The organism is Sphingobacterium sp. JUb56, from assembly GCF_014191365.1.
GTDB classification, from domain to species: Bacteria; Bacteroidota; Bacteroidia; order Sphingobacteriales; family Sphingobacteriaceae; genus Sphingobacterium; species Sphingobacterium anhuiense.
In genome coordinates this window covers 4,515,283-4,541,139 of sequence record NZ_JACHWL010000001.1, presented here as the reverse complement: position 1 = coordinate 4,541,139, position 25,857 = coordinate 4,515,283, and the positions used below count along the sequence as shown (strand labels likewise).

General features: G+C 36.4%; 24 protein-coding genes. 18 read left to right on the top strand and 6 right to left on the bottom strand.

The genetic code is table 11. The features are described 5' to 3' along the window. Positions 1-6: 6 nt before the first annotated feature. From lpxA to FHR29_RS19340, 4 genes are all read left to right on the top strand, one after another. Positions 7-795: an acyl-ACP--UDP-N-acetylglucosamine O-acyltransferase gene (gene lpxA / locus FHR29_RS19355; RefSeq protein ID WP_021191865.1), complete on the top strand. Its 789-nt coding sequence runs from the start codon at positions 7-9 to the stop codon at positions 793-795. A gap of 11 nt (positions 796-806) precedes the next feature. Continuing rightward, positions 807-1,430, top strand: a complete 624-nt coding sequence (locus tag FHR29_RS19350) for an ATP-binding cassette domain-containing protein (RefSeq protein ID WP_132771620.1) — start codon at positions 807-809, stop codon at positions 1,428-1,430. 75 nt (positions 1,431-1,505) lie between these two features. After that, positions 1,506-2,066, top strand: coding sequence for an elongation factor P (gene efp / locus FHR29_RS19345; protein ID WP_021191864.1), 561 nt, complete (start codon positions 1,506-1,508; stop codon positions 2,064-2,066). A 73-nt stretch (positions 2,067-2,139) separates the two neighbouring features. Further along, a complete protein-coding gene (locus tag FHR29_RS19340) occupies positions 2,140-2,712 on the top strand; it encodes a 5-formyltetrahydrofolate cyclo-ligase (protein ID WP_260292231.1) in 573 nt (190 codons plus the stop codon). A gap of 35 nt (positions 2,713-2,747) precedes the next feature. On the opposite strand, the gene FHR29_RS19335 is transcribed toward FHR29_RS19340, so the two are convergent. Both FHR29_RS19335 and FHR29_RS19330 read right to left on the bottom strand, forming a co-directional pair. Then, positions 2,748-4,040 carry an HAD-IB family phosphatase gene (locus FHR29_RS19335; protein WP_021191862.1) on the bottom strand — a complete coding sequence of 431 codons (1,293 nt, stop codon included), beginning with the start codon at positions 4,038-4,040 and terminating at the stop codon, positions 2,748-2,750. 35 nt (positions 4,041-4,075) lie between these two features. Then, positions 4,076-5,041 (bottom strand): NAD-dependent epimerase/dehydratase family protein, encoded by a 966-nt coding sequence (locus FHR29_RS19330; RefSeq protein WP_183916338.1) that lies wholly within the window; start codon positions 5,039-5,041, stop codon positions 4,076-4,078. 108 nt (positions 5,042-5,149) lie between these two features. On the opposite strand from FHR29_RS19330, the gene FHR29_RS19325 reads away from it, so the two are divergent. Then, positions 5,150-6,334: a formimidoylglutamase gene (locus tag FHR29_RS19325; RefSeq protein WP_183916337.1), complete on the top strand. Its 1,185-nt coding sequence runs from the start codon at positions 5,150-5,152 to the stop codon at positions 6,332-6,334. A 46-nt stretch (positions 6,335-6,380) separates the two neighbouring features. Next, complete coding sequence (gene rmuC, locus FHR29_RS19320) at positions 6,381-7,715, top strand: DNA recombination protein RmuC (RefSeq protein WP_021191859.1); 1,335 nt, start codon at positions 6,381-6,383, stop codon at positions 7,713-7,715. Here rmuC and FHR29_RS19315 read toward each other — a convergent pair. Continuing rightward, positions 7,712-8,812: a DUF4407 domain-containing protein gene (locus FHR29_RS19315; RefSeq protein ID WP_183916335.1), complete on the bottom strand. Its 1,101-nt coding sequence runs from the start codon at positions 8,810-8,812 to the stop codon at positions 7,712-7,714. The genes rmuC and FHR29_RS19315 overlap by 4 nt on opposite strands. Positions 8,813-8,985: 173 nt before the next feature. On the opposite strand from FHR29_RS19315, the gene FHR29_RS19310 reads away from it, so the two are divergent. Both FHR29_RS19310 and FHR29_RS19305 read left to right on the top strand, forming a co-directional pair. Next, positions 8,986-11,097 carry a M3 family metallopeptidase gene (locus FHR29_RS19310; RefSeq protein ID WP_183916333.1) on the top strand — a complete coding sequence of 704 codons (2,112 nt, stop codon included), beginning with the start codon at positions 8,986-8,988 and terminating at the stop codon, positions 11,095-11,097. A gap of 155 nt (positions 11,098-11,252) precedes the next feature. After that, entirely contained in the window at positions 11,253-11,573 is a 321-nt protein-coding gene (locus FHR29_RS19305) for a hypothetical protein (protein WP_031286983.1), read from the top strand. 206 nt (positions 11,574-11,779) lie between these two features. Here FHR29_RS19305 and FHR29_RS19300 read toward each other — a convergent pair whose 3' ends face one another. Next, on the bottom strand, positions 11,780-13,165 hold the full coding sequence (locus tag FHR29_RS19300) for a nucleotide sugar dehydrogenase (RefSeq protein ID WP_183916331.1): 1,386 nt from the start codon (positions 13,163-13,165) through the stop codon (positions 11,780-11,782). 136 nt (positions 13,166-13,301) lie between these two features. On the opposite strand from FHR29_RS19300, the gene dnaG reads away from it, so the two are divergent. Genes dnaG through FHR29_RS19285 form a run of 3 tightly spaced genes read left to right on the top strand, consistent with a single transcriptional unit; the run spans position 13,302 to position 16,713 of the window. Beyond that, positions 13,302-15,296, top strand: a complete 1,995-nt coding sequence (gene dnaG, locus FHR29_RS19295) for a DNA primase (RefSeq protein WP_183916329.1) — start codon at positions 13,302-13,304, stop codon at positions 15,294-15,296. Between the two features lie 3 nt (positions 15,297-15,299). Beyond that, positions 15,300-15,662: a YraN family protein gene (locus tag FHR29_RS19290; RefSeq protein WP_132771615.1), complete on the top strand. Its 363-nt coding sequence runs from the start codon at positions 15,300-15,302 to the stop codon at positions 15,660-15,662. A 13-nt stretch (positions 15,663-15,675) separates the two neighbouring features. Continuing rightward, positions 15,676-16,713, top strand: a complete 1,038-nt coding sequence (locus FHR29_RS19285) for a glutaminyl-peptide cyclotransferase (RefSeq protein ID WP_183916328.1) — start codon at positions 15,676-15,678, stop codon at positions 16,711-16,713. 640 nt (positions 16,714-17,353) lie between these two features. On the opposite strand, the gene def is transcribed toward FHR29_RS19285, so the two are convergent. Then, a complete protein-coding gene (def, locus tag FHR29_RS19280; protein ID WP_165902449.1) occupies positions 17,354-18,580 on the bottom strand; it encodes a peptide deformylase in 1,227 nt (408 codons plus the stop codon). A gap of 111 nt (positions 18,581-18,691) precedes the next feature. Between def and ruvX the strand changes: the two genes are divergently transcribed. Next, positions 18,692-19,105 carry a Holliday junction resolvase RuvX gene (gene ruvX, locus FHR29_RS19275; protein ID WP_132771612.1) on the top strand — a complete coding sequence of 138 codons (414 nt, stop codon included), beginning with the start codon at positions 18,692-18,694 and terminating at the stop codon, positions 19,103-19,105. Position 19,106: 1 nt separating this feature from the next. Beyond that, positions 19,107-19,541, top strand: a complete 435-nt coding sequence (gene ybeY, locus FHR29_RS19270) for an rRNA maturation RNase YbeY (protein WP_021187988.1) — start codon at positions 19,107-19,109, stop codon at positions 19,539-19,541. 59 nt (positions 19,542-19,600) lie between these two features. On the opposite strand, the gene FHR29_RS19265 is transcribed toward ybeY, so the two are convergent. Next, positions 19,601-20,020 (bottom strand): nucleoside-diphosphate kinase, encoded by a 420-nt coding sequence (locus tag FHR29_RS19265; RefSeq protein WP_132771610.1) that lies wholly within the window; start codon positions 20,018-20,020, stop codon positions 19,601-19,603. Between the two features lie 150 nt (positions 20,021-20,170). On the opposite strand from FHR29_RS19265, the gene FHR29_RS19260 reads away from it, so the two are divergent. The 5 genes from FHR29_RS19260 to galK all read left to right on the top strand — a co-directional run bounded on the left by FHR29_RS19260 (position 20,171) and on the right by galK (position 25,808). Next, positions 20,171-21,019, top strand: coding sequence for a 4-hydroxy-3-methylbut-2-enyl diphosphate reductase (locus FHR29_RS19260; protein ID WP_168127916.1), 849 nt, complete (start codon positions 20,171-20,173; stop codon positions 21,017-21,019). Positions 21,020-21,100: 81 nt separating this feature from the next. Next, complete coding sequence (gene hemH, locus FHR29_RS19255) at positions 21,101-22,129, top strand: ferrochelatase (protein ID WP_021187991.1); 1,029 nt, start codon at positions 21,101-21,103, stop codon at positions 22,127-22,129. Between the two features lie 18 nt (positions 22,130-22,147). After that, entirely contained in the window at positions 22,148-23,422 is a 1,275-nt protein-coding gene (locus FHR29_RS19250) for a metallophosphoesterase (protein WP_183916326.1), read from the top strand. 181 nt (positions 23,423-23,603) lie between these two features. Next, on the top strand, positions 23,604-24,653 hold the full coding sequence (locus FHR29_RS19245) for a UDP-glucose--hexose-1-phosphate uridylyltransferase (protein ID WP_183916324.1): 1,050 nt from the start codon (positions 23,604-23,606) through the stop codon (positions 24,651-24,653). Positions 24,654-24,656: 3 nt separating this feature from the next. Continuing rightward, positions 24,657-25,808: a galactokinase gene (galK, locus tag FHR29_RS19240; RefSeq protein ID WP_221197866.1), complete on the top strand. Its 1,152-nt coding sequence runs from the start codon at positions 24,657-24,659 to the stop codon at positions 25,806-25,808. Positions 25,809-25,857: the final 49 nt, after the last annotated feature.

The window sequence follows — 25,857 nt, the reverse complement described above, 5'->3', positions numbered from 1 at the left end:
GTAGAGATGATACAGCCGTTAGCTTATATACATCCAGAAGCAAAGATTGCTCAAAATGTTGTTGTAGAACCATTTGCTACTATCCATAGGGATGTAGTTATTGGGGAGGGAACGTGGATCGGTTCCAATGTGACAATTATGGATGGGGCACGTATTGGTAAAAATTGTAAAATTTATCCAGGAGCAGTTATTTCAGGTGAACCTCAAGATTTGAAGTTCGACGGTGAAATTACAACTGCTGAGATTGGGGATAATACTACTATTCGCGAATGCGTTACTATCAATAGAGGAACAAAAGATAAATTTAAAACAGTAATTGGAAAAAATTGCCTTATTCAGGCATATAGTCATATTGCACACGATTGTACAATCGGTGATTACTGCATATTTTCAAATAGCAGTACACTAGCGGGACATATTACCGTAGGAGATTATGTAGTTTTGGCAGGTATGGTAGCAGTTCATCAATTCTGTACCATTGGATCGCATGCTTTCGTGACAGGTGGTACATTAGTAAGAAAAGATGTACCTCCGTTTATCAAAGCGGCACGTGAGCCTATTTCTTATGCAGGTATAAATTCTGTTGGATTAAGGAGAAGAGGCTTCTCAGAAGAGCAGATTGCTGAAATTCAAAATATTTATCGTGTTCTATTTGTTCAAAATAGAAATTTAACAAAAGCGGCGGCGATCATTGAGGCTGAATTTCAGGCAACTGAAATTCGTGACGAGATATTAGGTTTTATCCGCAACTCTAATCGAGGTGTTATTAAAGGATTTAATCAAAGGGCTGTCTAATTTTAGATCATTTGAAAATTATTTTAACAGATGTCGGTCGGCGTTATAATCGGGAATGGATTTTTAAACACATTACATATGAGTTTGAATCCGGAAAGTCATACGCCATACTTGGACCTAATGGTTCAGGAAAGTCCACTTTGTTAAAAGTGCTTTCGGGAAGTTTAGCGCCTTCTGCTGGAAGTATTTATTATGAAATGAATGATAAAGCAGTGGATGTTGAGTCTGTTTTTCAATATCTTTCGCTCGCTACGCCCTATGTAGAATTAATAGAAGAATTTACGTTACGAGAGCAAATACAATTTCATTTTAAATTTAAGAATTATCTAAGCGGATATAGTGAACCTGAGGTTGTACACTTATTAGGTCTGGAAAATGCAATAGACAAAGAACTGAAATTTTTTTCATCAGGAATGAAGCAACGTGTCAAATTGGCTTTAGCTTGTTGCAGTGATTCTGCTTTCGTGTTATTGGATGAACCAACTAGTAATTTGGATACCGCAGGTGAAGGATGGTACTTAGAATTGGTTGATAAAACAAAGCGTGCAGATCGATTGTTTATCATTTGCTCCAACCAAGAGAAGGAATATAATTTTTGTGACCAGACCCTGTCTATTTCAGATTATAAAAGTTGATAATTATTAGATTTTTATTAAAAGATTAGATTTTGTAGTTTTGTGACTCAGAAAATAATTATAAAAGTTTAAATCATGGCAAAAGCATCAGACGTTAAGTCAGGAAATGTTTTAAGATTCAACGGTGAGTTAGTCGCTGTTGAGGAATTTATACATCGTACACCAGGTAATTTACGTGCTTTCTATCAAGCGAGAATGCGTAATGTGAAAACTGGTAAATTAGTAGAATACCGTTTTCGAGTTGACGAAAGTGTTGAGATTGCTCGTGTTGAAACAAACGATTATCAATATTTATATGAGGAGGGAGACTTTTTCGTTGTAATGGACAATACCACTTACGAACAGTTTAATATCCCTAAGTTCTTGTTTGGAACTTCGGCACGATTCTTGAAAGAGGGTATGAACGTAATTGTAGCATTTGAAAGTGATGAAGCAATTATGGCGCATGCTCCTAAAAGTGTTGAATTAGAAATAACATACACAGAGCCTGCAGTAAAGGGAGATACTTCAACAAATGCATTAAAAAATGCAACAGTGGAAACTGGAGTTGAAATTAAAGTACCTCTTTTTATTAATCAAGGAGATAAAGTAAGAATTGATACGCAAACAGGTGATTACATCGAGCGTGTTAAATAATATTAAGATTTAGGTTTAGGTTGATTATTCGGTCTTGTTAGCACCCAGCTGCAAGGCCGTTTTTTTTTCTATTATGATGACCAAAAATGAACTCAGGACATATTATCGGCATTTAAGATCGCAATTAGCTCCGTCTGAAGAGATTGATCTAAATTTGGGTCTGTTAGAAAATTTAAAGCGTTTGGAATGGCAAAACGTGAAATTTTGTCATGTCTTTTTGCCAATACTGAAATTTCATGAACCTAATACGCTGCTACTCATTTCATATTTGCAGGAAAAGTTTCCGGAGATTCAAATTGTTATCTCCAAATCGAATTTACAGTCTAATGTGATGAGTCATTATCTTTATGATGATAAGTTGGCATTAGCTCATAATCAATGGGGCATACTCGAACCGGTAGAAGGAGTTTATGTTGACGAAAAGAGTATTGACATGGTGCTGGTTCCCTTATTAATTTCAGATAAGGCTGGGAATCGGATTGGATATGGAAAAGGTTATTACGATCGCTTTTTATCTTCATGCAGACCTGATGTTAAAAAGGTCGGTCTTTCATTTTTTGAACCTATAGCGATAATCGAGGACATCGATCCGCACGATATTCCTTTGGATGTCTGTGTGACACCAAAAACAATATATTATTATTAAAATAAAAGCGGGAACTATAAGTTCCCGCTTTTATTTTAATATAAAATTCGAAATTTTATGGTATTCTGAACTTTTTTAAGTTGTTTGATTAAATCCCGGTCATATTCACCTTTGATATCCGTGACAGCATAGCCTATATCAGCCTTAGTCATCAGAAATTGAGAAATGATATTGATATCATTTTGAGCATAGACTAGATTAATCTGAGCCATGATACCAGGTACATTTTTATGGATATGAAGTAAACGTGTAACATCTTTTACTTTAGGAAGCAATAGATTTGGAAAATTGCGACTCATGTAGGTATCTCCATTATTAATGAAGTCGGCCATTCTTCTCGGAATAAATTCGGCGTTTCTCTTTTTGTCTTTTTTGTCATCAAAAACAACAATGCCTTTTGCATTGCAAATATCTTTGTTAAGATGATTTTTTGCATCACCTAAAACGCCAATCGTTTTGAGCTTATCGGCACGGGATAATTGATCTTCAGAAACAGAGATATCTTTTCCAAGTAAAAGCATGCCGACGTCTTTTGTATACTTTTCTTCAAAAGTGTCTTTTGTGCGCACAGAAAATCCATCTCTTTTTAATATATGAGAAGCAATTTCAGGAACCTCTCCGACGATCAGACAAAGAATCCGATTTTTAGGGTAGGAAATAGCGCGGGGTAAATTATTGACATATAGAAATTCATCAAAACTAGGTGTAATAAAATCTGCTTTTTCAGTGACAGTTTTTCTGGAAATATTTTCAGTAAATGCAAAGAATTTCTCAATAAGCCCGGATTCTTTTAATTGAAAATCAGAATACCCATCACCGATGCCGTAAATAGTACCATCTATTTTTAATTCCTGTAGTAATTTTACTTTACCGCCTTCATCCGATAAAGGATTTGATTCGTCAAATCCGATGATATTATCATGCTCATCAAATATAAAGGTGTTCGCGTAGATATTTTCCTTTTTGATATTATAAGGAATAACAACTGGCGTAATGAACTCTTTAAATCCTCCAGATACAATCCAAGCGGTGTCCGAATTTTTTTTAAAAAACTCTCTATTTCTTGAGAATGAAGTAGAGACTTTCTTTTTCAGGTGTGTAATAAGTTTGTCGAGATGACTTTTATTTGCTTGTAGTAATTGGACACGACCAGCTAATGCTTCACGAAATGAAAGTTTACCCTCCATTGCAAGATTGGTGTAGCGTTCAATTTCAAGATATATCTTTTCCCTGTCAGGATGATGTTCTAGCGAAATTTTTGCTAATTCGTCCAAAGCCTCTACTTGCGTAAAGGTACTGTCAAAATCAATGATGTAATAATTTTTCACGGTTTAGTTTGAGTTTAGGATTAGATTATTTATTGTCAATTATAGCGTACAGCTATCTCTTTTAAGGTCGTTTCTAAAGGTTTATATTCAAAAGCTAATGCTTGTTGTAATTTTGCATCTGTATAGGCTAGCTTCTCGCTAGAAGCCCTAGCGCTATCTTTTGTAAGGGTCGATTTTTCCTTTTTTATCGATGCAACTGCAGTCGCTAGCGTAGCTGCGATCATCAGTACAGCAGGAGGGACTGCTATTTTAGGAGCTGCTTTACCCATCAAGGCACTTGCCTTCTCCAGTAATTCTTTATTGCTGAGGTTCACATTGTTGATAATAAAACGCTCTCCTGAAATATTTTTTTGTGCCATTAGATTGCGCATAATGGAAGCCACATCTTCAACATCAACCACACCAACAGTACCTGTTGGGTAATATTTTAATCCTTTATTGATTAATGAAAATATTGCACCGGAACCTTTTGCACCAGAGGAAGCTCCAATGATAACAGATGGATTTACGATAACAGCATTTAAACCTTCCGCAATACCTCTCCAAACTTCCATTTCACTTTCATATTTTGAAATTGCGTAGTTGGATAACGAAGACTCATATTCCCAATAGTCTTTTTCACTAACAGGAGCTTGATTTTTACTGGATCCTAATGCAGCAACAGAACTGACATGAACAAGTCTGGCCTGATGTGCTAGACAAAGGTTGACAACATAAGCGGTCCCTTCAACATTTACTTTTTTCATGTTCGCCGCATCTTGTTTTTGGTAAGATACGACAGCGGCACAGTGGTACACCTCAGTGATATTTTGGAATGCTTCTTCAAGATCAAAGTAGTTACAAATATCAGCGTCAATCCATTGGATTAAAGACGATGATAATAGCTGTTCTGGAATTATCGAGTTTGAGCGTTTCGTAGCTATCACATCAATTCCTAAATCGATCAATTGCTTGATCAATGTAGCCCCTAAAAATCCGGTTCCTCCTGTTATTAATATCACATGTTAAAGATAACGTTAAAAATAATGTTTTCAAAAGTAAGTTAATAAATGGATATTTGTCTAAGGCAAGGTTTTAATTTTTGATTACCGTCAACACAAATTCATCATATGTCATTATCCGTTTTTTTTAGTCCGATTGTTACCCAAAAGCTATTTCCTGAAGAAGGATTTTTTCGTTCGCAACTTGGCAATGTTGTTCGTTTTTATGACAATCAATTTCCGACTTGGGATAAAGACGATAAGCCACAATTGGCTATAATTGGCGTAGAAGAAGATCGTGCTGCTGTTAATAATCAGGGCTGTGCAAAATCTCCTGATGCGATAAGAAAACATTTGTATCAGCTTTACCAAGGGGATTATGCAATCAACGCTGTTGATCTCGGTAATATTAAAGAGGGGGCAACGATAAAAGATACTTACGCAGCACTTAGAGCAGTTGTGGAAGAATTATTAGCCGATGATATCGTTCCCATAATAATTGGTGGTGGTCAGGATCTGACCTATGCACAATACTTAGGCTATCAAAATCTGGGGCAAAAGGTGGAAGTGGCCGTAATAGATGGTCGATTTGATCTGAACCAGGAAAGTGGTGAACAGGTTGCACTGGATTCAAGATCATATTTGAACCATATTATTCTGCACGAACCCGATTACTTATTTAATTTAAATAATATTGCATATCAGACCTATTTGGTAAGTAAAGAATCGCTGAATATGTACGATAAGTTATTCTTCAACGCTACTAGGCTCGGGGCAATAGCCGGTCGAATGGATCAATCTGAACCGCTGGTGCGAGCCGCTGATATGGTTAGTTTTGATATTGGAGCTATCCGTGCTTCTGAAGCTTCGGGCAATGCGAATGCAATGCCAAATGGTTTATTTGGCGATGAAGCCTGCCAGATTGCACGTTACGCAGGGATGTCAGATAAATGTTCTTCAATCGGGTTCTATGAATATAACCCATCTTATGATCCCATGCAGCAAACAGCCATGTTGGTATCCCAGATGATCTGGTGCTTTATAGATGGCTTTTATAACCGTAAGCAGGATACCCCTTTATTACCAAAATCGTCTTATATTATCTATAGAACGACCCTGGAAAATGAGGAACATGAATTGGTATTTGTTAAAAGTAAAAAATCAGATCGCTGGTGGATGCAAGTTCCATATTTTGGGTCACGTTCTGTTAATGAAAGGTATCATCTAGTTCCTTGTCGATATGAGGACTATCAGATGGCTGTTACAGGTGAAATGCCTGACCTTTGGTGGCGAACTCATCAAAAGTTACAGTAGTTTTAATGGTCTGAAAAGACCATTTTTTATTTAGTTAAGTGAATTTATGGAAACAGTGTATATTATTATCGTTATCATTTTATTAGTTGTTCTAATTGTAATTTCTTTGAAAAAGAAGGATTCACATCAAGATGATAATCAGTGGAGACAGGAGAAGGAATTAATGGCAATAGAACTGGCAAAAGTGCAGCAGCGGGAACAGAGTTTATTGCAAGAGCGGGCGATGTTGCGTGATGAACTGGAAAAAGAACGGGAGCATGTACTGATCGTTGAACGTTCTTTAGAGAGCACGCGTTCTTTTTATGAGGCGCAGCAAGATAAGTTTCAGGAGCAGAAAGTGGAGATTGCTGCTATTAAAAGCCAATTTAATACCGAGTTTCAGGTCATTGCCAATAAAATTTTAGAAGAAAAGACACTTCGATTTACAGAAACCAATTCGAAGTCCATTGGATTGATCTTAGATCCTTTAAAAGAAAAAATCAAACTTTTTGAAGAGAAAGTGGATAAAACTTATTCGCAGGAAGCCGCAGAAAGAAACTCTTTGAAAGGTGTGGTGCAACAGCTGATGGAGCAAAGTTTGCGGATTAAGGATGAAGCGACCAACTTGACGCGAGCTCTTAAAGGTGACGCAAAGAAACAGGGAAATTGGGGCGAGGTAATCTTAGAACGTGTTCTGGAACGCTCGGGGCTTGTGAAGGATCGTGAATTTAGATTGCAGGCATCATTTACAGATATTGATGGAAGACGAATGCAACCCGATGCCATTATTGATTTGCCCGAAAATAAACATCTGATTGTCGATTCGAAAGTTTCTTTGATAGCTTACGAGCGTTGGGTAAATGCAGAAGATGATATCGATCGTGCTGTTTTTGCAAGACAGCATATTTTATCTGTGGAAAATCATGTCAAAGACCTTTCTGCAAAAAATTATCATGAATTGTATGGTATTGAATCTCCAGATTTTGTCTTACTCTTTATGCCGATAGAATCTGCTTTGAGTATGTCGGTTTCCGAAAAACCAGATCTTTTTAGTGATGCATGGGATAGAAAGGTCGTAATTGTAAGCCCATCTACGCTTTTAGCAACCTTACGTACCATAGCTAGTATCTGGAAACAAGAAAGACAGACACGTAATGTTATTGAAATTGCCAAGGAAGCCGGAGCACTTTATGACAAATTCCACGGATTTTTAACAGATATGGATCAAGTACAGGCACAATTGCAAAAAGCATTGAAAAGCCATGAAGATGCTTCTAAAAAACTATCTTTCGGCGCTGGTAATGTGATTAAGCGCGTGGAGAATCTGAAGAAATTAGGTGCTAAGGCAAATAAGCAAATTGATTCCAAATATTTGGATGAAGAAATAGAAGAAGAGGATTAAACCTCTTCTTCTATTTCTTCGTTCATTTTCTTAAGCCTTTTATTGATCGATATATCGATAGAAGCATCCTTCAAATGGTCTATAGCAGCTTTCTCCGTAACGGTATAAGCATCCGATTCATATTCATCGATTATGCGTTGATTGTAGATCGCCTTATCATAAGCATCTTTTCCTGAAAGAAGCTTAACGAATACCGGTAAACACTCAAGGAAAATAAAAAGTAATCCGATGAAAGTAACCGCATTTGCAGTTGCTTCATCCACTTGTCCGTTAGCTTTAAACTTAAGGTTTCCAAGGGCTGAATTTCGGTCAGCAAATCCAGCCAGATTAACAGCACTATCCAAACTGGCATTTGAAAGCCCTTTTTGATTTAATATACCTTCCGCTTTTTGTTTGTCAAGTATTAAGCGCTCTTTAGCTATAATTGAGCTACGTAAACTGTCAAGATATACTGTTGATTTTTCTAATTCAAGTTCTTTTCGTTTTGCATATGGTCCGTATCCTACTACACCAGATGTTTCGGTTGTTTTATTACCGAAGATTTCAAAGTTGAGCTTTTGTCGATCGGCTTTGATTCTTGCATCAAGGGAATCTCTTTCTGTGGTAAGTGATTTAAGTTGAGTGAGATCAAACGTATATTTTTTGTTAAAAATAATATTTAGACTGTCTATCTTAGCTCGTTCATTGGCAATATAGGTTGTCTTTAAATTTTCTCTTATTTCTTTGTCGAAAATTTTAAGCTCTAAAGGTCTTGAAATAACGATACCAATTAATATGGCAAGTAATATCCGTGGTAAAGCCTGTAAGAATTGAAAGCCACCTGTTTTCGATTTATTAATACTCAATACAATATAACGGTCCATATTGAAGATCATTAGACCCCATATGATACCAAATACAATTGCTAAAAGCCAATCCAGATAGGTTCCACTAAAAACAAAATACATAGCATAGCCACCAGAAAGGGAGGCAAAAAGACCCGTGAAGAAAATGGTAGCACCAATAGCCACATACTTATTATGTTCTTGCGGATATTTTTTTAATGTCTCTTCATGTACACCTGCGCAGTACAAGAAAAAATGATTGATATTATTCATTAATGAAGATTTATGCTATGAGACAACAAAATTATAAAATAGTTTCAGTACTTTTCTGGTTATTACAATATTGTGATAAATATACAATACTTATTTTGATCTTTCTAAAAAGTATTACTTACACAAATATTTGTAACTTTGCCCAAATTATTGCGAGAATAAAAAGATATATAATGAAGAAAAAACGACTTTTGCCATTTTTTTTAATTGTGGCAACTGCCTTTGTTGGTTGCGAGGAAAAGAAACAAATGACAGATAATCCGCTATTATTAGCATATGATACTCCATTTAATGTTCCTCCATTTGATAAAATCAAAGACGAACATTTCAAACCAGCTTATGAAGAAGCTATTAAAGTTCATAATTTAGAAATTGATACAATTGTAAATAATACAGAAGAACCTACTTTTGAGAATACAATTTTAGCAATAGAAAATGCAGGAAGTTTACTAGGTAACGTTTCGCGTGTATTTGATAATTTAAGCAAGGCTAATACAAATGATAGTATTAATGCATTAGATAAAGAAATGGCTCCTATATTAACGGGTCATTACGATGAGATCTCAATGAATAGCAAATTATTCAATCGTATTAAAACAGTTTGGGATAAGAAATCATCATTGGGATTGGATGCTGAGGATCTTAAACTATTAGAGGATACTTATAAGAATTTTGTGCGTTCAGGGGCAAATTTAAAAGATGGTGATAAAACTAAATTAAAAAAAATCAATTCCGAATTAGCAGGGTTAACTGTTGATTTTGGACAGAATGTATTGGCCGAAACTAACGCATTTGAATTGATTATTGATAGTGCAAACCAATTAGATGGTTTACCAGAATCATTGAAATCTGCGGCCGCGGAAGAAGCAAAAGCTAAAGGAAAAGATGGGAAATGGTTATTTACTTTGCAGAATCCTTCTGTTATGCCATTCTTGCAATATGCTAAAAACAGAGATTTAAGAAAGCAAATTTGGGAAGCATATCAAATGCGTGGTAATAACGATAACGCAAATGATAATAAGGAAGTCCTTAGAAAAATAGCTAACCTACGTTTAGAAAAAGCTAAGTTACTAGGATATCCGTCATACGCAGCTTATGTATTGGAAGAGTCAATGGCCAAAAATCCTACTAATGTATATGCATTATTAAACAAACTATGGACACCTGCTCTTAATAAAGCAAAAGGCGAAGCGACTGATATTAATAAAGAAATTAAAGCTGAAGGTGGAAATTTTGAAGTAGCGCCTTATGACTGGAGTTACTATACTGAAATTATCCGTAAGAATAGATTTGCATTAAACGAGGATGAAATCAAACCGTACTTTAGTTTACCGACTGTAAGAGAAGGCGCATTTGCTGTCGCTAATAAATTATATGGATTAACTTTTGTTGCTTTAAATAATGTGCCAGTATACCATAAGGATGTTGAGGTGTATGAAGTTAAGGACAAAGATGGCTCTCACTTAGGATTATTATATGCCGATTTCTTTCCTCGCGCTTCGAAAAGTAGCGGTGCTTGGATGACATCTTACCGTAATCAAAGTAAGAAAGAGGGAAAACGTAATGCACCTGTAATCTCGATCGTTTGTAATTTCACAAAACCTGTTGGTGAGCAACCGGCATTATTAACTTTTGATGAAGCGAGTACTTTGTTTCATGAATTTGGACATGCCTTACATGGTTTATTATCAAATGTAAAATATAAAAGCTTAGCCGGAACGTCCGTTTCTAGAGATTTTGTAGAGCTTCCATCTCAGATTATGGAAAACTGGGCAGCAGACGCCGCGGTATTGAAAGAATATGCTAAGCATTATAAAACTAAAGAAGCAATTCCAGATTCTTTAATTGCTAAAATGGAGAAAGCAGGTACGTTTAATCAAGGCTTTGCAACTGTTGAATACCTTGCAGCTTCTTTGTTAGATATGAATTATCATGCTGCGACTACTCCTATAAAAGGTGATATCAATGCCTTTGAAAAGGAATCAATGAAAAAAATAGGTTTGATTGATGCTATTATTCCGCGTTATAGAAGTACTTATTTTAAACATATTTTTGAAGGAGGATATTCTGCAGGATATTATGCGTATATCTGGTCGGAAGTATTGGATTCGGATGCTTTTGCAGCTTTTAAAGAAAAGTCATTGTATGATCAGCCAACAGCAGATTCATTCCGTCGTAATATCTTAGAAAAAGGTGGTACAGGAGATCCTGCTCAGATGTACAAAACATTCAGAGGAGCGGATCCAGATCCGAAATATTTGTTAATTAAGCGTGGCTTGAATTAAACACAAAAAAAAACAAAAAAAAGGAGCAAAATTATTTTTGCTCCTTTTTTTTGTTTTTTTATTCGTCAGATTCGGAATTAATCTTTACATTTGATTATTATTTATAATTAGTCTAAATACATACAAGGTGTCATGTTTTAAATAAAGCGAATCATATGTGTCAATCAGTCGTTCTCAGCCATAAAGGCAAATCTCATATCAGTTATTGCACGAAGTGTAAAACATTTTATATCTGGCAAGACTCTTTCCTATTAAGTTTAGGTTATCTTCAGTTTGAGTCCTTTGTTTCCGCAACGATGAGAAGTAATGTGAAAGGGAACTATTTTAGCTTTCCTGATGGTGATATGCGCGTATTGATTGATACACCTTGTCCAGAAATTGTTTTTGTTTTTAATGAAACCGAATGGAATGATTTTTCGGATGCACTGTCAGAATCCACTTACATGAGCGAAATATATCAGATGATGTCCAGCTAAAGATAAAAAGTCCTGTAGGCCTTTTCCACTTTCTTCTTCTATTCTTTTAAAAGGCTTTACAGGCACTATTAAAGTCCGATGTTCATTTATATACGAATCAAATAAATAATATTCGGACTTCTCTCGAACCCAATACATAAAAAATTGGTAAATAAAAAAAGGGTTGTTTTCAAACAACCCTTTTTTTATTACAGAAATGCATAGACTTATTCGCCGATAGCATAATATTTAAATCCTAGATCTTCCAGGTACTTTCTGTTTAACAGTTTTCTGCCATCAAATATAAAAGCGGGTCGTTTCATTTGGTGTTTTATGGTGTACCAGTCATAGTTTTTAAACTCATCCCATTCCGTTAACACAGCAATAGCATGGGCGTCTTGGCATGCCTGAATGGGATCATTTACGACCTTTACAAGTGCTCTATTTTCTTCAGGACTTCTTGTATTTAAATAATCGAGATCAGCGTAGATACGTTCGGCTGTGACTTTAGGGTCGTATATCGTGATTTCAGCTTGTTCACTTAATAAGTAATCAGCAACGTAAATAGCTGCAGATTCTCTAGTGTCATTTGTATCCTTTTTAAAAGCCCATCCCAAGAATGTAATTTTCTTTCCTGATACTGTATTGTACAAAGTTTGGATGATATTATCTGCAAAGCGCTGTTTTTGGTGATCATTCATGATGATGACCTGATCCCAATAATCTGCGACTTCATTCAGACCATAACTTCTTGCAATATACACAAGGTTTAAAATATCCTTTTGAAAACAGGAACCGCCAAACCCAACAGATGCCTTTAAAAATTTTGAACCAATACGGGTATCCATGCCAATTGCTTTAGAAACTTCATCCACATTGGCACCTGTTTTTTCGCAGAGTTCAGAGATCGAATTTATCGATGAAACGCGTTGTGCCAAAAAGGCATTTGCCGTCAATTTAGATAATTCCGAAGACCATAAGTTAGTCGTCAAAATGTTAGTGTCAGGAACCCAATTTTGGTAAATTTTTACGAGCGTATCAATTGCTTCTTGATTTTCTCCACCAATTAACACGCGGTCCGGGGCTAATAAGTCTTGAATAGCAGTACCTTCGGCTAAAAATTCTGGATTGGATAGGATATGAAAATTAACACCATTGCCTGTATGGTCGAGAATACTTTTTAATGCTGCTGCAGTACGCACAGGTAAAGTAGATTTTTCGACAATAATCTTATCTGTTTTTGCAACAGAAGCAATTTGTCTCGCACATAATTCAATGTATTTGAGATCAGCAGCCATCCCTTTTCCTTTGCCGTAGTTTTTGGTAGGGGTATTGACAGAAATAAAAATCATATCTGCTTCATCTATAGCTTTATCAACATCAGTAGAGAAAAATAGATTACGACCCCTTGCCTCAGCGACAATCGCTGTCAGCCCTGGTTCGTAGACCGGAAGGTTATCCAAATTTTCGTCATTCCAGGCCGCAATACGTTCGACATTGACATCAACAATGGTGATTTGGATATGAGGACATTGTTGGGCAACAACAGACATCGTCGGTCCGCCTACATATCCAGCACCGATACAACAGATTTTTTTGATATTAAATGACATAGCTTTCTATTTCAGCATTCTTATGGTATTGCAAAAATAGTAAAATATTTAGTTTGGATAGCAGAAATGCCGATGAATTTGATGTTGTAATTGCTTATATATTTATTAAATTTACTGATTATAAAAGGATACGAAATTGATCAAGCAAGAGATAATAGATAAGGTGTTGGATGCTGCTCGAATAGAGGAGGTTGTAGGTGATTTTGTAGACTTAAAAAAGAGGGGTACATCGCTTATTGGTAACTGTCCTTTTCATCATGAGAAGACGCCATCTTTTCACGTTTCTGTTTCCAAAGGAATCTATAAATGTTTTGGATGCGGGGTTGGAGGAGATTCGTTGAAGTTCGTGATGGAACTAGAGAAATTTTCTTATCCTGAAGGCATAAAATACCTCGCTAATAAATACAGTATAGAGGTTGAAGAGGTTGAACGCTCGCCAGCACAGTTAGCGGCTCAAGATAAGAGAGAAAGTTTATATGTGTTGAGCGCATGGGCCAGTAAATTTTTCAAAGATGAAATGTGGACCACGGAGATGGGGCAGGTTATTGGCCTGCACTACTTTAAGGAACGTGGCTATCGGGAAGATATCATCAAAAAATTTGAATTGGGCTATTCCCCCGATAATTGGACTGCACTTGTTGATGCAGCGACCAAAGCGGGTTTTCATCCCGACTATCTGAAGGAAATTGGGCTTGCGATCGAGCGCGATGATAAAAGCTTATACGATCGTTTCCGCGGACGTGTTATGTTTCCTATCCATAATTTGACTGGAAGAGTAATCGGTTTCGGAGGAAGGACATTAAAGACAGATAAGAAAGTTCCCAAATATGTAAACTCACCAGAGAGTGATATCTACCATAAGTCAGATGTGCTTTATGGACTCAATTTTGCGAAAAAAGCAATTATGGAGGAGGATAACTGCTATTTGGTAGAAGGATATGCAGATGTAATATCTACCCATCAAGCAGGTGTAGAAAATGTGGTATCTTCATCAGGTACATCATTGACGACAGCACAGATTCGACTTATTGCGCGCTTCACAAAAAATGTAACAATTCTTTATGATGGAGATGAAGCTGGGATTAAAGCTTCTCTTCGGGGAACGGATATGTTGCTGGAGGAAGGTTTGAACGTTAAGATTTTGCTTTTCCCAGATGGTAATGATCCCGATTCGTATGTAAAGACTTATGGTTCTTCCGTATTTAAGTCCTATATCAAAGAGAATCAACAAGATTTTATTTTTTATAAAACTAGAATTTTACTTCGCGATACCAATAATGATCCGATAAAAAGGGCAGAGGTGATCCGTGATGTCGTTGAGAGTATCGCATTGATTCCGGATGAAATTAAAGTTTCAGTTTTTATACGGGAGTGCAGTAATTTATTGGATATTGAAGAGCGAATCTTACTTTCAGAATTAAATAAGATCCGAATTTCAAAATCTAAGAAAGCAGATAAGGATTTCAGTAAGAAGAGTACTCCGGTTATGGGGGCAGGGGCTCCACCAATGGATGGACCTCCTGCAGATTTTTTCATGACCGATGAAGAAAGAGGTGGTGCCGCGCCGCTGGCACCAGAGACATCTGCGCAGCAGATTACTTCAGAAATACTTCAAGAACGTGAAATTATACGGATTCTTATCAATTATGGCGACTATCTGGCGACCTGGGAAGGGGACGGAGATATACCAGTAGCAGGGGTTTTACTAAGTAATATCGCTGATGTCAATTTTGAGGACAAGGCCGCAGCTTTTATCTTAAATGTTTATCGTGAGGCGGTTGAAAAATTTGAAATACCGGAGGCTAAGCAGTTTTACTCTAATCAAGACGCTGCTGTTGCTGAGCTTGCTATTAACTGTGTTGCGTCCAAGTACAATCTGAGTGAAAACTGGAATGATGATAAACGTAAAATCTATGTAACTCAAGAATATGAGCATTTAAAAGTGCTTGTTATCACTTCGATTTACCGCATCAAAAAACGTAAAATAACCCGTGAAATGGTCAAGATCCGTGAAGAGCTAAAGACGGAAAAGGATGACGCGAATGTCGAAGTTTTAATTTTCAAATATCAAAAACTTAAAGATGCCGAGAAGATGTTAGGAGGATTACTCGGAAATACCGTAGTCAAGTAAAGTATGGCCAAGCATCTTGAATTCGGCAAATTAGGAGAGTCTTATGCGGAAAAATTTCTGCAGGATTTAGGGTGTGAAATTTTGTTAAGAAATTGGCGATATAAGAATTTAGAAGTAGATTTGATAGTCAGAGATGCCGGTATTTTAGTTTTTGTTGAGGTAAAAACTCGTCGTAAGCTTGATTACGGAGAACCGTTTGAGTTTGTTGACTGGCAGAAGAAACGAAAATTGACAAGAGCTGCAGATGTATATTTGAAAAAATATGATGTGACTGGAGAAATTCGCTTTGACATTATATCAGTTCTCATCACAGATAAAGATAACATACAATTAGAACACATCAAAGATGCGTTTTGGAATGAATAAAAGTAGATTTAATATGAAAAAAACAACCTATATCCTCTTAGGTTTAGTACTTGGTTTAAGTGCCTGTAAAACGAAGAAGTCAGGTAAACTGGAGTTTGCTAAACCCGATGCTAGCCAATCAATTCAGCTAGGTGATCCAATTCAATTTCAGCTCAAATTTAATTCACCTGATCTGGACTCGGTTGTATATTATATCGATGATAAGATGGTTGCTTCTGGAAAAGATACTTCTGCAGTGCAGGTAGACAGTAAGAACTTAGCCTTGGGTACACGCAATATTTCTGCAAAGGTATATCAAGGAACAAGTATTGATAGTGCAAACGCATACATCACTATTGTACCACCAGCTCCAAAAGAATATGGGTTCGAAATTGTCAATAAATTTCCACATGATACGACAGCATTTACCCAAGGGTTACAATATGAAAATGGGTTTTTGTATGAGTCAACAGGTAGTGGCGGAGGTACACTTACCTCCTTGAGACGCGTTGACTTAAAAACGGGTAAAGTGCTACAGAAAAAAGAGTTTGATTCAGAAAAATATTTTGGTGAAGGAATGACCATCATGGGAGATAAAATCGTGATGTTGACATGGAAAAATATGGAAGGTTTTGTTCTTAATAAATCAAGTTTTGAACTGGAGAAAACTTTTCCTTATAAGGATAGTAAAGAAGGTTGGGGCTTAACCTACGATGGCAAAAGATTAATTAAGTCTGATGGATCCAATAAATTATATTTTTTAGATCCGAATACACAGCAAGAAATGAGTTCTGTTGATGTTTATGACGAAAATGGTCAGGTGAATTTTCTAAATGAACTGGAGTATATTGATGGTAAAGTGTATGCGAATGTATATGAAAAGGATATTATTGCTATTATAAATCCTGAAACTGGAATCGTAGAAGGTCGAATTAATTTAGTTGGGATCTATCAGCATGCACAATACGATAATGAGTTGAATGGTATCGCCTATGATCAAGCAGGTAAAAGATTGTTTGTCACTGGAAAACTTTGGAATACTTTATTTGAAATCAAGATGATCGCCCGTTAAGCTACCTACCTTGTCACATTAAAAAATATCTATTTTCAATCAGTAGCTTTGATGCGATGAAGATTGAAAAAAAGAGCATAAATAGATTTTATGCTCTTTTTTTTTATCTTAAGTTTTGGACGCATTACCTCCCTTAGATAGACATATAGATTTGCTGGGAATCTTATGAGAGACACCTTTGAATCTTGTTAGATTTTAGTAGGAATATTTAATAGCCTAAAGGCAGGGTTTGTAGAGGATTTATAGAGCTTTACCTCTATGAACCCTCTACAAACCCCCTATTATCACACTATAAAAACTTAAGGAAATTATAAGATGATCCTTATTAGATAGTAAGTTGTTTCAACTGCCATGAAGGGAGGTCATTTGTTTACGATTTACCAAATACAGGTGGTAGGAAATGTATTTGTTGCTATAGGGTCATTGCCTTTTCTAACAGGACTTTGATCGTTTGAATTAATAGCTAGGGATAATAAGTCATAGCTATTGAATTAATTCATTTTGCAAAATATTTTTCTTTTATCAAGCAGATCTCGATGGTAAAGGAGAAATTTATGATTGTATGCCAATCGGTGATGCTCAAGTAACAATGGATCGCTATGGATATTTTTAATAAGATCCATAGCGATCCATTTTTTTATTAAGGGCGTAACGTATTTGGCTTAATATAAAACTGCATTTTATCACTTAGGGGTTCAAATTCTTCTTTTTGAGCCTCTTCCACACGGTCTGGGTAAAGTATTCCATATAAATGATCTACTTCATGCTGAAAAATAACGGCAGTAAACCCCTCAATATTTTCCTCCTTTATTTTGCCTTCTTTACTAATATATTGTAAGCGGATGGTATTACTGCGAAGTACCTCTTCCCGACGATCAGGTATTGATAAGCATCCTTCAACTCCCTTTCTGATGAATTTTGATCGCCAAATAATTTTAGGGTTAATGTAACTTTCAAAAGGTTCACCTACTTTATCAAATCGTTGTACAACAATTAAGTTTTTATTTATTCCTATTTGCGGGGCCGCGATGCCAACGCCAGCATGCTCTGGATCTTGAACTGTGCTAAACATTCTTTTTTCTAAGATTGCGATCGATGGGTCATCAAATTTAAGGTCAACAGAAGTGGTCGTTAATACAGTCAGATCTTTCTCATTTGTAATTTGTAGCACACGTAATTTTTCTGTTTCTGTACCATTATTGATGATCTTAAGATCATCTGCGCTAAAATTTTGTCCTGCCTGAATATCTACTGGTCTTTCGTTTTTTTGTTTATGAAAAGCTTTTTCTCCTGCCATAATCTTTGTCTCTAAAATGTTTTCTTGAGGTGGTACAGGGCAGCGATAGCCATTGCTGTACGCACAGTAAGGGTTGTAAGCGGTATTAAAATCTATAGTTGCTTTGCCATTTATGATGTCCTCCGTTGATAAATCAATATAACGTCCACCACTATAGCTTTCCTGACCGTTTGTTAAATCTAAAAAGGGTAGAAAGAGGTGGTTTTTGTATTGTGGATTTTGAAATAGCGCCGCACTTTGATAAACTGTCAGTTGATAGGGTTTATTGTTTAAAGTGAAATTTAAAATAGCATAACGTTTATAGGGGTTGCTAGTTCCATCGTAAGTGGGCATTTTGAACGTTTCTTCTCCTATTAATAAGGTAACGTCCGCCGTCACTTGGTATGCTTTATCTACTGGGAAATAATCTAAAAACTGTACCTGGTCTGCCGGTAAAGGACCGAATTTTGACTTGGAGAGACTCAAAGCTTTTTCTTGGCGATCTTTTAGAATAAGCGCCTGGTAATCTTGAGCATTTGCTTTTATACTTACAGTAATTAAGAAAAGCCCAATTAATATGGTGTATTTCATTCATTTTAATTTAAAGTCTAGCAAATTTATAGATTTTTTTTGATCAATAGGGAATCTATTTTACAGAAACAGAATCGTATTTTTGTCAAAATATTTAAGATAGGCATCGTTATGAGATTAATGGCTTTTGATTATGGAACAAAAAGGATCGGTATTGCAGTGACAGATCCGATGCAAATAATTGCAACAGCATTAACGACGGTGCATCCGGATAAAATTTGGGAGTTCTTAGAAGATTATTTTAAAACAGAGCAGGTGGAGACGTTTGTATTGGGCAAGCCTTTGCAAATGGACGGGACGGATTCGGAGTCTGCGATTCATATTTTAGGATTTGCAAGACGGTTAAAGAAAACATACCCTTTGATCCCTATTATTGAAATAGACGAACGGTTTACGTCAAAAATGGCCGCTGCTGTTATCGCTCAAAGCGGTAAGAAAAAAAATAAAAGACAAGAAAAGGGTATTGTGGATACCATATCAGCAACCTTGATCTTGCAGACATATATGGAAACTAAAGCATTTTAATATGGCATTAAAAGATATTCTATTCTTTGTAGAAGATATTGATTTTAAATTAAAGGAAAAGGCAAAAATTCGTCAGTGGATTGTGGATACAATCAAGGCTGAAGGATTTAAGCGTGTTGGTGAACTAAGCTTTATCTTATGTTCAGATGCTTATTTATTGGAAATTAATAAGCAGTATTTGAATCATGATACTTATACAGATGTTGTTACTTTTGACTCCTCGGAAGATGATGATGTGATTGCTGGTGATATATTTATCAGTGTTGAGCGTATTACAGAAAATGCTGCTAAATTTAAAGTTGATAGTAGAGATGAGTTACAGCGCGTGATTATGCATGGCGTATTACATTTATGTGGATACCATGATAAAAAACCCGAAGATAAAACGTTGATGACGGCTAAAGAGAATGAGTATCTTGGGAAACGAGATTTTTAGATATAAAAAAGGCTTGCAATAATACTATTGCAAGCCTTTTTTATATGATTTGATTAAGACTAAAATCTCTCGAATTGAGAAAAGAAAAATGCACCTTCGATTTGAGCGTTTTCATCTGAATCAGAACCATGAACCGCATTAGCATCGATAGATTTTGCATATTTGTTACGGATGGTACCTTCTGCAGCTTCAGCAGGGTTAGTAGCACCGATTAAAGTACGGAAATCTTCAATTGCATTTTCTTTCTCCAAGATAACAGCAACAATAGGACCTGAAGTCATAAAGTTTACTAATTCTCCGTAGAAAGGACGCGCGCTGTGTACTGCGTAAAAAGCACCCGCTGTTTCTGTAGTCAATTGAATATATTTCATTGCTACGATTTTGAAACCACCAGCAATAATATCATTCAAAATAGCGCCGATGTGACCATTTGCTACTGCATCTGGTTTGATCATCGTAAAAGTTCTGTTAGTTGCCATTAATGTTATTTTTTTTGCAAAAGTAATGATTTCCACCAATAACTGAAAGATAAGCATATTATATTATCATTACGACTATTTTTATGTAACTTTTTCTTTGATAAAAAGTATTTTCTTTGCGTGTCTAGAAATGATTAACTTTGTACTATTATGGCATTAAATCTAACAGTTGATATTGATAAGGATTCCGGTTTTTGCTTTGGTGTAGTCTATGCAATAGACATGGCTGAGGAAATTCTTGAGGAAGATGGTTATTTGTACTGTCTAGGCGATATTGTACATAATGATGAAGAAGTTGCTCGACTAAAAGCAAAGGGTTTGCGGATCATTGCTCATGATGTTCTTCCCACTTTACAACATGAAAAAGTCCTTATCCGTGCACATGGTGAAGCTCCAGAAACTTATAAGATCGCTCTAGAGAATAATATTACGCTAATTGATGCATCGTGCCCCGTTGTTCTTAAGTTGCAAAATAGAATTAAAACTTCTTTTGATCAGGATGAGAAGATCCTCATCTTTGGGAAGCATGGCCATGCTGAGGTTGTTGGTTTGCAGGGACAAACTAATGATGAAGCTTTAGTTTTTCAGGATATTGCTGAGCTGGATGATGCCGACTTGCCAGCATCCTTTACACTTTATAGCCAAACGACGAAGAGTGTAGATAAGTTTTATCAGATCAAAGATGAGTTGATTAAGAGAGGCTATGAAGTAAAAGCAAACGATACAATTTGTCGCCAAGTTTCTAATCGTTACGAAGATCTGGTACACTTCGCCAAGATGTATGACAAAATTGTTTTTGTTTCGGGTAAAAAATCTTCCAATGGTAAAGTTCTTTTTGAAGTTTGCTTAAAAGAAAATCCTGATACTTATTTTGTTTCAGAAGTTGGAGAGATTGATGTAACAGTTTTCAAAGAAGGCGATCGTGTGGGTATTTGTGGAGCGACCTCAACACCTATGTGGCTGATGAAAGAAGTCAAAGCTTACTTAGAAGCAATATAACCTCACAATTACGCGTCATAAATATTTCATATTGTCGTAGATAGCAATATCTACGATCTAATTTTCATACTTTTGTTTCAAATGAGTAAGAAAGCTACCAAAGGAATTTTATTAGTTCAACTGGGGACTCCGGATAGTCCTGCCACATCAGATGTAAGAAAATATTTAACAGAATTTTTAATGGACGGAAGGGTAATTGATATTCCATATATCAATAGAACACTTTTAGTTAGGGGAATCATAGCTCCTACGCGCGCTCCGAAGTCTGCTAAAATTTATGAAACAATCTGGGATAAGGAAACAGGTTCTCCTTTGATGCATTACAGCATTATACAGCGTGATCTCTTGCAGAAGTCTTTAGGGGAGGATTATCATGTCGAATTGGCCATGCGTTACCAGAATCCTTCTATTGAAAATGCTTTGAAAAATATGGAGGGAATGCTTCTGGATTCGATTCGTGTTATTCCTTTATTTCCGCAATATGCATCTGCGACCAGTGGATCTGTTATTGACCGCGTGATGGAACTGATTCGTAAATGGAATTATTTACCGAATATGAGTTTTGTAAGTAGTTATTGTCAAGAGCCACTCATGATTGAAACCTTTGCAGATCATGCAAGACAGCATGATATTGCTCATTTTGACCATATTGTATTTAGTTATCACGGGCTTCCTGTACGTCAATTGGGGAAAGTTGATCCAACCAGGCAGTTAAGTTGTCCGGAAGATGGTTGTGATTCGTGTAAAAATACGGTCAATTCTTTTTGTTATCTGTCACAATGTCATGCAACTACAAGAGCAATTGCGCAAGAATTAGGTCTTGAAAAGGAACAATATAGCATCTGTTTTCAATCGAGATTAGGCAAAGAACCTTGGATTCAACCTTATACGTCAAGTTTATTAGAGGACTTGGCACAAAAAGGCAAGAAGAAATTATTGGTATTTAGTCCAGCATTTGTTGCCGATTGTATTGAAACAATAGATGAAATTGGCGTGGAATATGCTAATGAGTTTAAGCATTTGGGAGGTGAAGAGGTTCAATTGGTTGAAAGTCTAAACGGTGATCCTAAGTGGATTGAAGCATTGAAGCGCTTGGCTTTGAATGCTTAATACTAACTTAAAAATACGATGTTAATAGTAAATGTAATTGTACTTCTTCTATTGGACTTTTATATCTTTTTTGCATTAAAGGCAACAAAGATCAAGTTTGCAAAGACTAAAACTTTTGGGATTCTTTGGTGGGGTTATTCAATTTTGCTTTCTCTAGGAGTTATCATATCCTTTAAATTTAATATTCCACTACTAGTTCGTTCAGTTTTTTTAGTTGCTTTTTTTCTCACAGCAGCTTCTAAATTCTTCTTTTTCTTTGTTCTCATTCTGGATGATTTGAGGAGAGGAGGACTTTGGCTAACGAGACTGTTGACCCCGAAAAAAACGATCAAACAAGCGGTCAATGTGTTGGAAATGCCAATCGCTGAAGAGCCAGTTAAAGGGATCACAAGGTCAGATTTCTTAACAAAGGCGGGGATTTTGGTTGGTGCGTCGCCATTGGTGCCTTTAAGCTGGGGAATTATTTCGGGAGCGTATGATTATCGTGTGCGTCGTCAAAAGTTATACTTGCCAAATTTGCCAGCAGCTTTTCACGGGATGAAGATTGGACAAATTTCTGATGTGCATTCGGGTTCTTTTTATAATAGAAAAGCCGTAAATGGTGGAGTTGACTTATTACTGAATGAAAAACCAGACGCTATTTTTTTTACTGGTGATTTAGTTAATAATGTCGCTTCAGAAATGCGCGATTATCAAGATATATTTTCAAGGGTAAAGGCTGATTTAGGTGTATTCTCAAGTTTAGGAAATCATGATTATGGTGATTATTATTTTGGGAAAGATGATTCAGCGGCCAAAAGAAAAAATCTTCAGGACTTGATTGAGACACATAAAGTAATGGGCTGGGATCTTTTGAATGATGAGAATCGGATTTTGAAAGTTAACAATGAAGAATTGGCTATTGTTGGTGTACAGAACTGGGGTACCGGCCGATTCCCTAAGCACGGCGATTTGCAAAAAGCTTTGTTGGGTACAGAAGAACAGTCTGTTAAATTACTTCTTTCCCACGATCCTTCGCACTGGCGGGCTCAGGTGCTAGATACAGATATCGACGTCATGTTCGCGGGGCACACACACGGTATGCAGTTTGGTGTTCGGCTTAAGAATGTTCAATGGAGTCCTGCAAAGTATGTGTATAAAGAATGGGCCGGGTTATATAAAGAAAAAAACAATAAGCAACTTTATGTAAATGTGGGCTATGGATTCTTAGGTTACCCGGGTCGAGTAGGAATATTGCCTGAGATCACCATTTTTGAACTTATAAAAGGGAATGATCCGAAAGCACGCGTATAATTAAAGAATAACATTTATAAGGGATGTGGTAGTTAAATATGCTTCTCCTACATGTTAGCTGATGACAATAAAAAAATAAGCACTCAATCGAGTGCTTATTTTTTTTATTGTCATTGTCATTTTCTTTAACAGTCTAATTACTATCTTTAACGATCAAAAATTATGAAATAAAAATTAGACCATGCAACAAACATTCGAAATTAATTCGGATCCTCATACCCGGTTGAATATACTTACTGGTGAACGTGTGCTCGTTTCTCCACATCGAAGTAAAAGGCCATGGCAAGGACAAGTCGAAGATGACAATCAAGAACAACGACCATCATACGACCCGAAGTGTTATTTGTGTCCGACGAACGAACGGGCTGATGGAGATGTTAATCCCGATTATAAAGAGAGTTTTGTATTTGTAAATGATTTTTCTGCACTCTTGAAGGATACGCCTACGGCAGATATCAATGAAGATGAGCTTTTTATTGCGGAATCTGAAAAAGGTATTTGTAAAGTTATCGCCTTTTCTCCACGACATGATCTGACACTTCCAGAAATGTCAGTTCCGGCAATCAAAGCGGTAGTAGATGTTTGGCAAAAGGAGTTTGCTGCTTTGGCTGAACATGAGTGGATAAAGTATATTCAAATATTTGAAAATAAGGGTGCTATAATGGGGTGTAGCAACCCGCATCCACATGGTCAGATATGGTCACAAAATCATGTTCCTGTGGAACTTCAGAAGGAGTCGAAAAATCAAAAGACATATTTTGACAATCATGGTGTTACCATGCTAAGTGCATATGTTCAAGCAGAATTGAGAAAAAATGAACGTATTATAGAAGAGAATGACAGTTTTGTTGCGTTAGTTCCATTTTGGGCATCATGGCCGTATGAGACGATGATCGTAAGTAAAAGACCTGTACAGAATATATTAGCTTTCACAGATCAGGAGAAAGAACAGCTGGCCTCAATTTTGAAATTGTTGACAACACGCTACGACAACTTATTTAATACATCATTTCCTTATTCTGCGGGTATGCATCAAGCTCCGGTGAATAGTGGAGACTTTCCGGAATGGCACTGGCATATGCATTTTTACCCACCATTGTTACGTTCTGCTACCGTTAAGAAATTTATGGTAGGTTATGAAATGCTGGCAAATCCACAGCGTGATATTACGCCTGAATTTGCAGCTCAACAATTAAGAAACTGCTCAACGACTCATTATAAAAACGTTTAATTTATGATTACTAAAGAATCTATACAGAATAAATTTACATCCATTTTTCAAGCTGAGCCTATTATTGTACGGTCCCCAGGTAGAATTAATATCATAGGAGAGCATACCGATTATAATGACGGGTTTGTGCTGCCAGCGGCTATCGATAAAGCGGTATATATTGCTGTATCTAAAAGAGATGATGAGTTGATCTCTTTATATGCCGAAGATTACAAGGCCGTCTACGAGATCAGTTTAAATGCTATTGCACCAACAGATTTACATTGGCCCAACTATATCTTGGGGGTTGTTGATCAAATCCAGAAAAGGGGTTTATTGGTTGGTGGATTTAATCTTTATATCGATGGTGATGTTCCCTTAGGAGCAGGTCTATCTTCTTCTGCCTCTGTAGAATGTGCTACGACTTTAGCTTTAAGTGAGCTTTTTGAGTTAAATATTCCACGTTTGGAGATTCCAAAAATTGGACAATTGGCCGAGCATACTTATGCAGGAGTAAAATGCGGTATTATGGATCAGTTTGCTTCAACGTTTGGTAAAAAGGATCAGGTATTAAAGCTCGATTGCCGTTCTTTAGAATATGAATATGTTCCTCTGATATTGGATGGTTATACAATCATTTTGCTGAATACAAATGTAAAACATGCATTAGGAGATACTGCGTATAACAAGCGTGTGGAACAATGCAAGCAAGCTATTGATTGGGTTAAGGAAAAATATCCTGAGGTTGTCAATATGCGTGATGTGTCGGTTTCGATGTTGGATGAAATGGTGAAAGATAGAGATGCTGAAGTATATACAAAAACACGTTTTGTCGTTGAAGAAAGCGAACGCGTGCATGAGGCATGTGAGCATCTGAAAGCTGGTAATTTAAAAGCATTAGGACAAAATCTATTGGAGTCACATCATGGTTTGAGTCAAGAATATGAAGTGAGCTGTGCTGAGTCAGATTATTTGGTGGATTTTATCAGACAGTTTCCTGAGGTGCTGGGGGCAAGACAAATGGGGGGTGGTTTTGGTGGCTGCACGATTAATCTTGTGAAAAATGATTTTGTTGTCGCACTTATCGAGAAGATCTCACCAGAATATTTCGCGAAATTTGGTAAGGAATTGACCGTAATACAGGTGAAAACAGATGATGGTACATCTGTTTTGTAATCAATAATCTAAAAAAAGGTTTCTATCATTAAATAGAAACCTTTTTAAA

Bases quoted from the DNA above. Each gene is read 5' to 3' on its own strand.
- efp (WP_021191864.1), top strand. From the start codon at position 1,506: ATGGCAAAAGCATCAGACGTTAAGTCAGGAAATGTTTTAAGATTCAAC.
- FHR29_RS19265 (WP_132771610.1), bottom strand. From the start codon at position 20,020: ATGGCAACTAACAGAACTTTTACGATGATCAAACCAGATGCAGTAGCA.
- FHR29_RS19310 (WP_183916333.1), top strand. From the start codon at position 8,986: ATGAAGAAAAAACGACTTTTGCCATTTTTTTTAATTGTGGCAACTGCC.
- rmuC (WP_021191859.1), top strand. From the start codon at position 6,381: ATGGAAACAGTGTATATTATTATCGTTATCATTTTATTAGTTGTTCTA.
- def (WP_165902449.1), bottom strand. From the start codon at position 18,580: ATGAAATACACCATATTAATTGGGCTTTTCTTAATTACTGTAAGTATA.
- ybeY (WP_021187988.1), top strand. From the start codon at position 19,107: ATGGCATTAAAAGATATTCTATTCTTTGTAGAAGATATTGATTTTAAA.
- lpxA (WP_021191865.1), top strand. From the start codon at position 7: ATGATACAGCCGTTAGCTTATATACATCCAGAAGCAAAGATTGCTCAA.
- FHR29_RS19285 (WP_183916328.1), top strand. From the start codon at position 15,676: ATGAAAAAAACAACCTATATCCTCTTAGGTTTAGTACTTGGTTTAAGT.
- hemH (WP_021187991.1), top strand. From the start codon at position 21,101: ATGAGTAAGAAAGCTACCAAAGGAATTTTATTAGTTCAACTGGGGACT.
- FHR29_RS19325 (WP_183916337.1), top strand. From the start codon at position 5,150: ATGTCATTATCCGTTTTTTTTAGTCCGATTGTTACCCAAAAGCTATTT.
- FHR29_RS19315 (WP_183916335.1), bottom strand. From the start codon at position 8,812: ATGAATAATATCAATCATTTTTTCTTGTACTGCGCAGGTGTACATGAA.
- FHR29_RS19340 (WP_260292231.1), top strand. From the start codon at position 2,140: ATGATGACCAAAAATGAACTCAGGACATATTATCGGCATTTAAGATCG.
- FHR29_RS19245 (WP_183916324.1), top strand. From the start codon at position 23,604: ATGCAACAAACATTCGAAATTAATTCGGATCCTCATACCCGGTTGAAT.
- galK (WP_221197866.1), top strand. From the start codon at position 24,657: ATGATTACTAAAGAATCTATACAGAATAAATTTACATCCATTTTTCAA.
- FHR29_RS19250 (WP_183916326.1), top strand. From the start codon at position 22,148: ATGTTAATAGTAAATGTAATTGTACTTCTTCTATTGGACTTTTATATC.
- FHR29_RS19290 (WP_132771615.1), top strand. From the start codon at position 15,300: ATGGCCAAGCATCTTGAATTCGGCAAATTAGGAGAGTCTTATGCGGAA.
- FHR29_RS19260 (WP_168127916.1), top strand. From the start codon at position 20,171: ATGGCATTAAATCTAACAGTTGATATTGATAAGGATTCCGGTTTTTGC.
- FHR29_RS19300 (WP_183916331.1), bottom strand. From the start codon at position 13,165: ATGTCATTTAATATCAAAAAAATCTGTTGTATCGGTGCTGGATATGTA.
- FHR29_RS19305 (WP_031286983.1), top strand. From the start codon at position 11,253: ATGTGTCAATCAGTCGTTCTCAGCCATAAAGGCAAATCTCATATCAGT.
- ruvX (WP_132771612.1), top strand. From the start codon at position 18,692: ATGAGATTAATGGCTTTTGATTATGGAACAAAAAGGATCGGTATTGCA.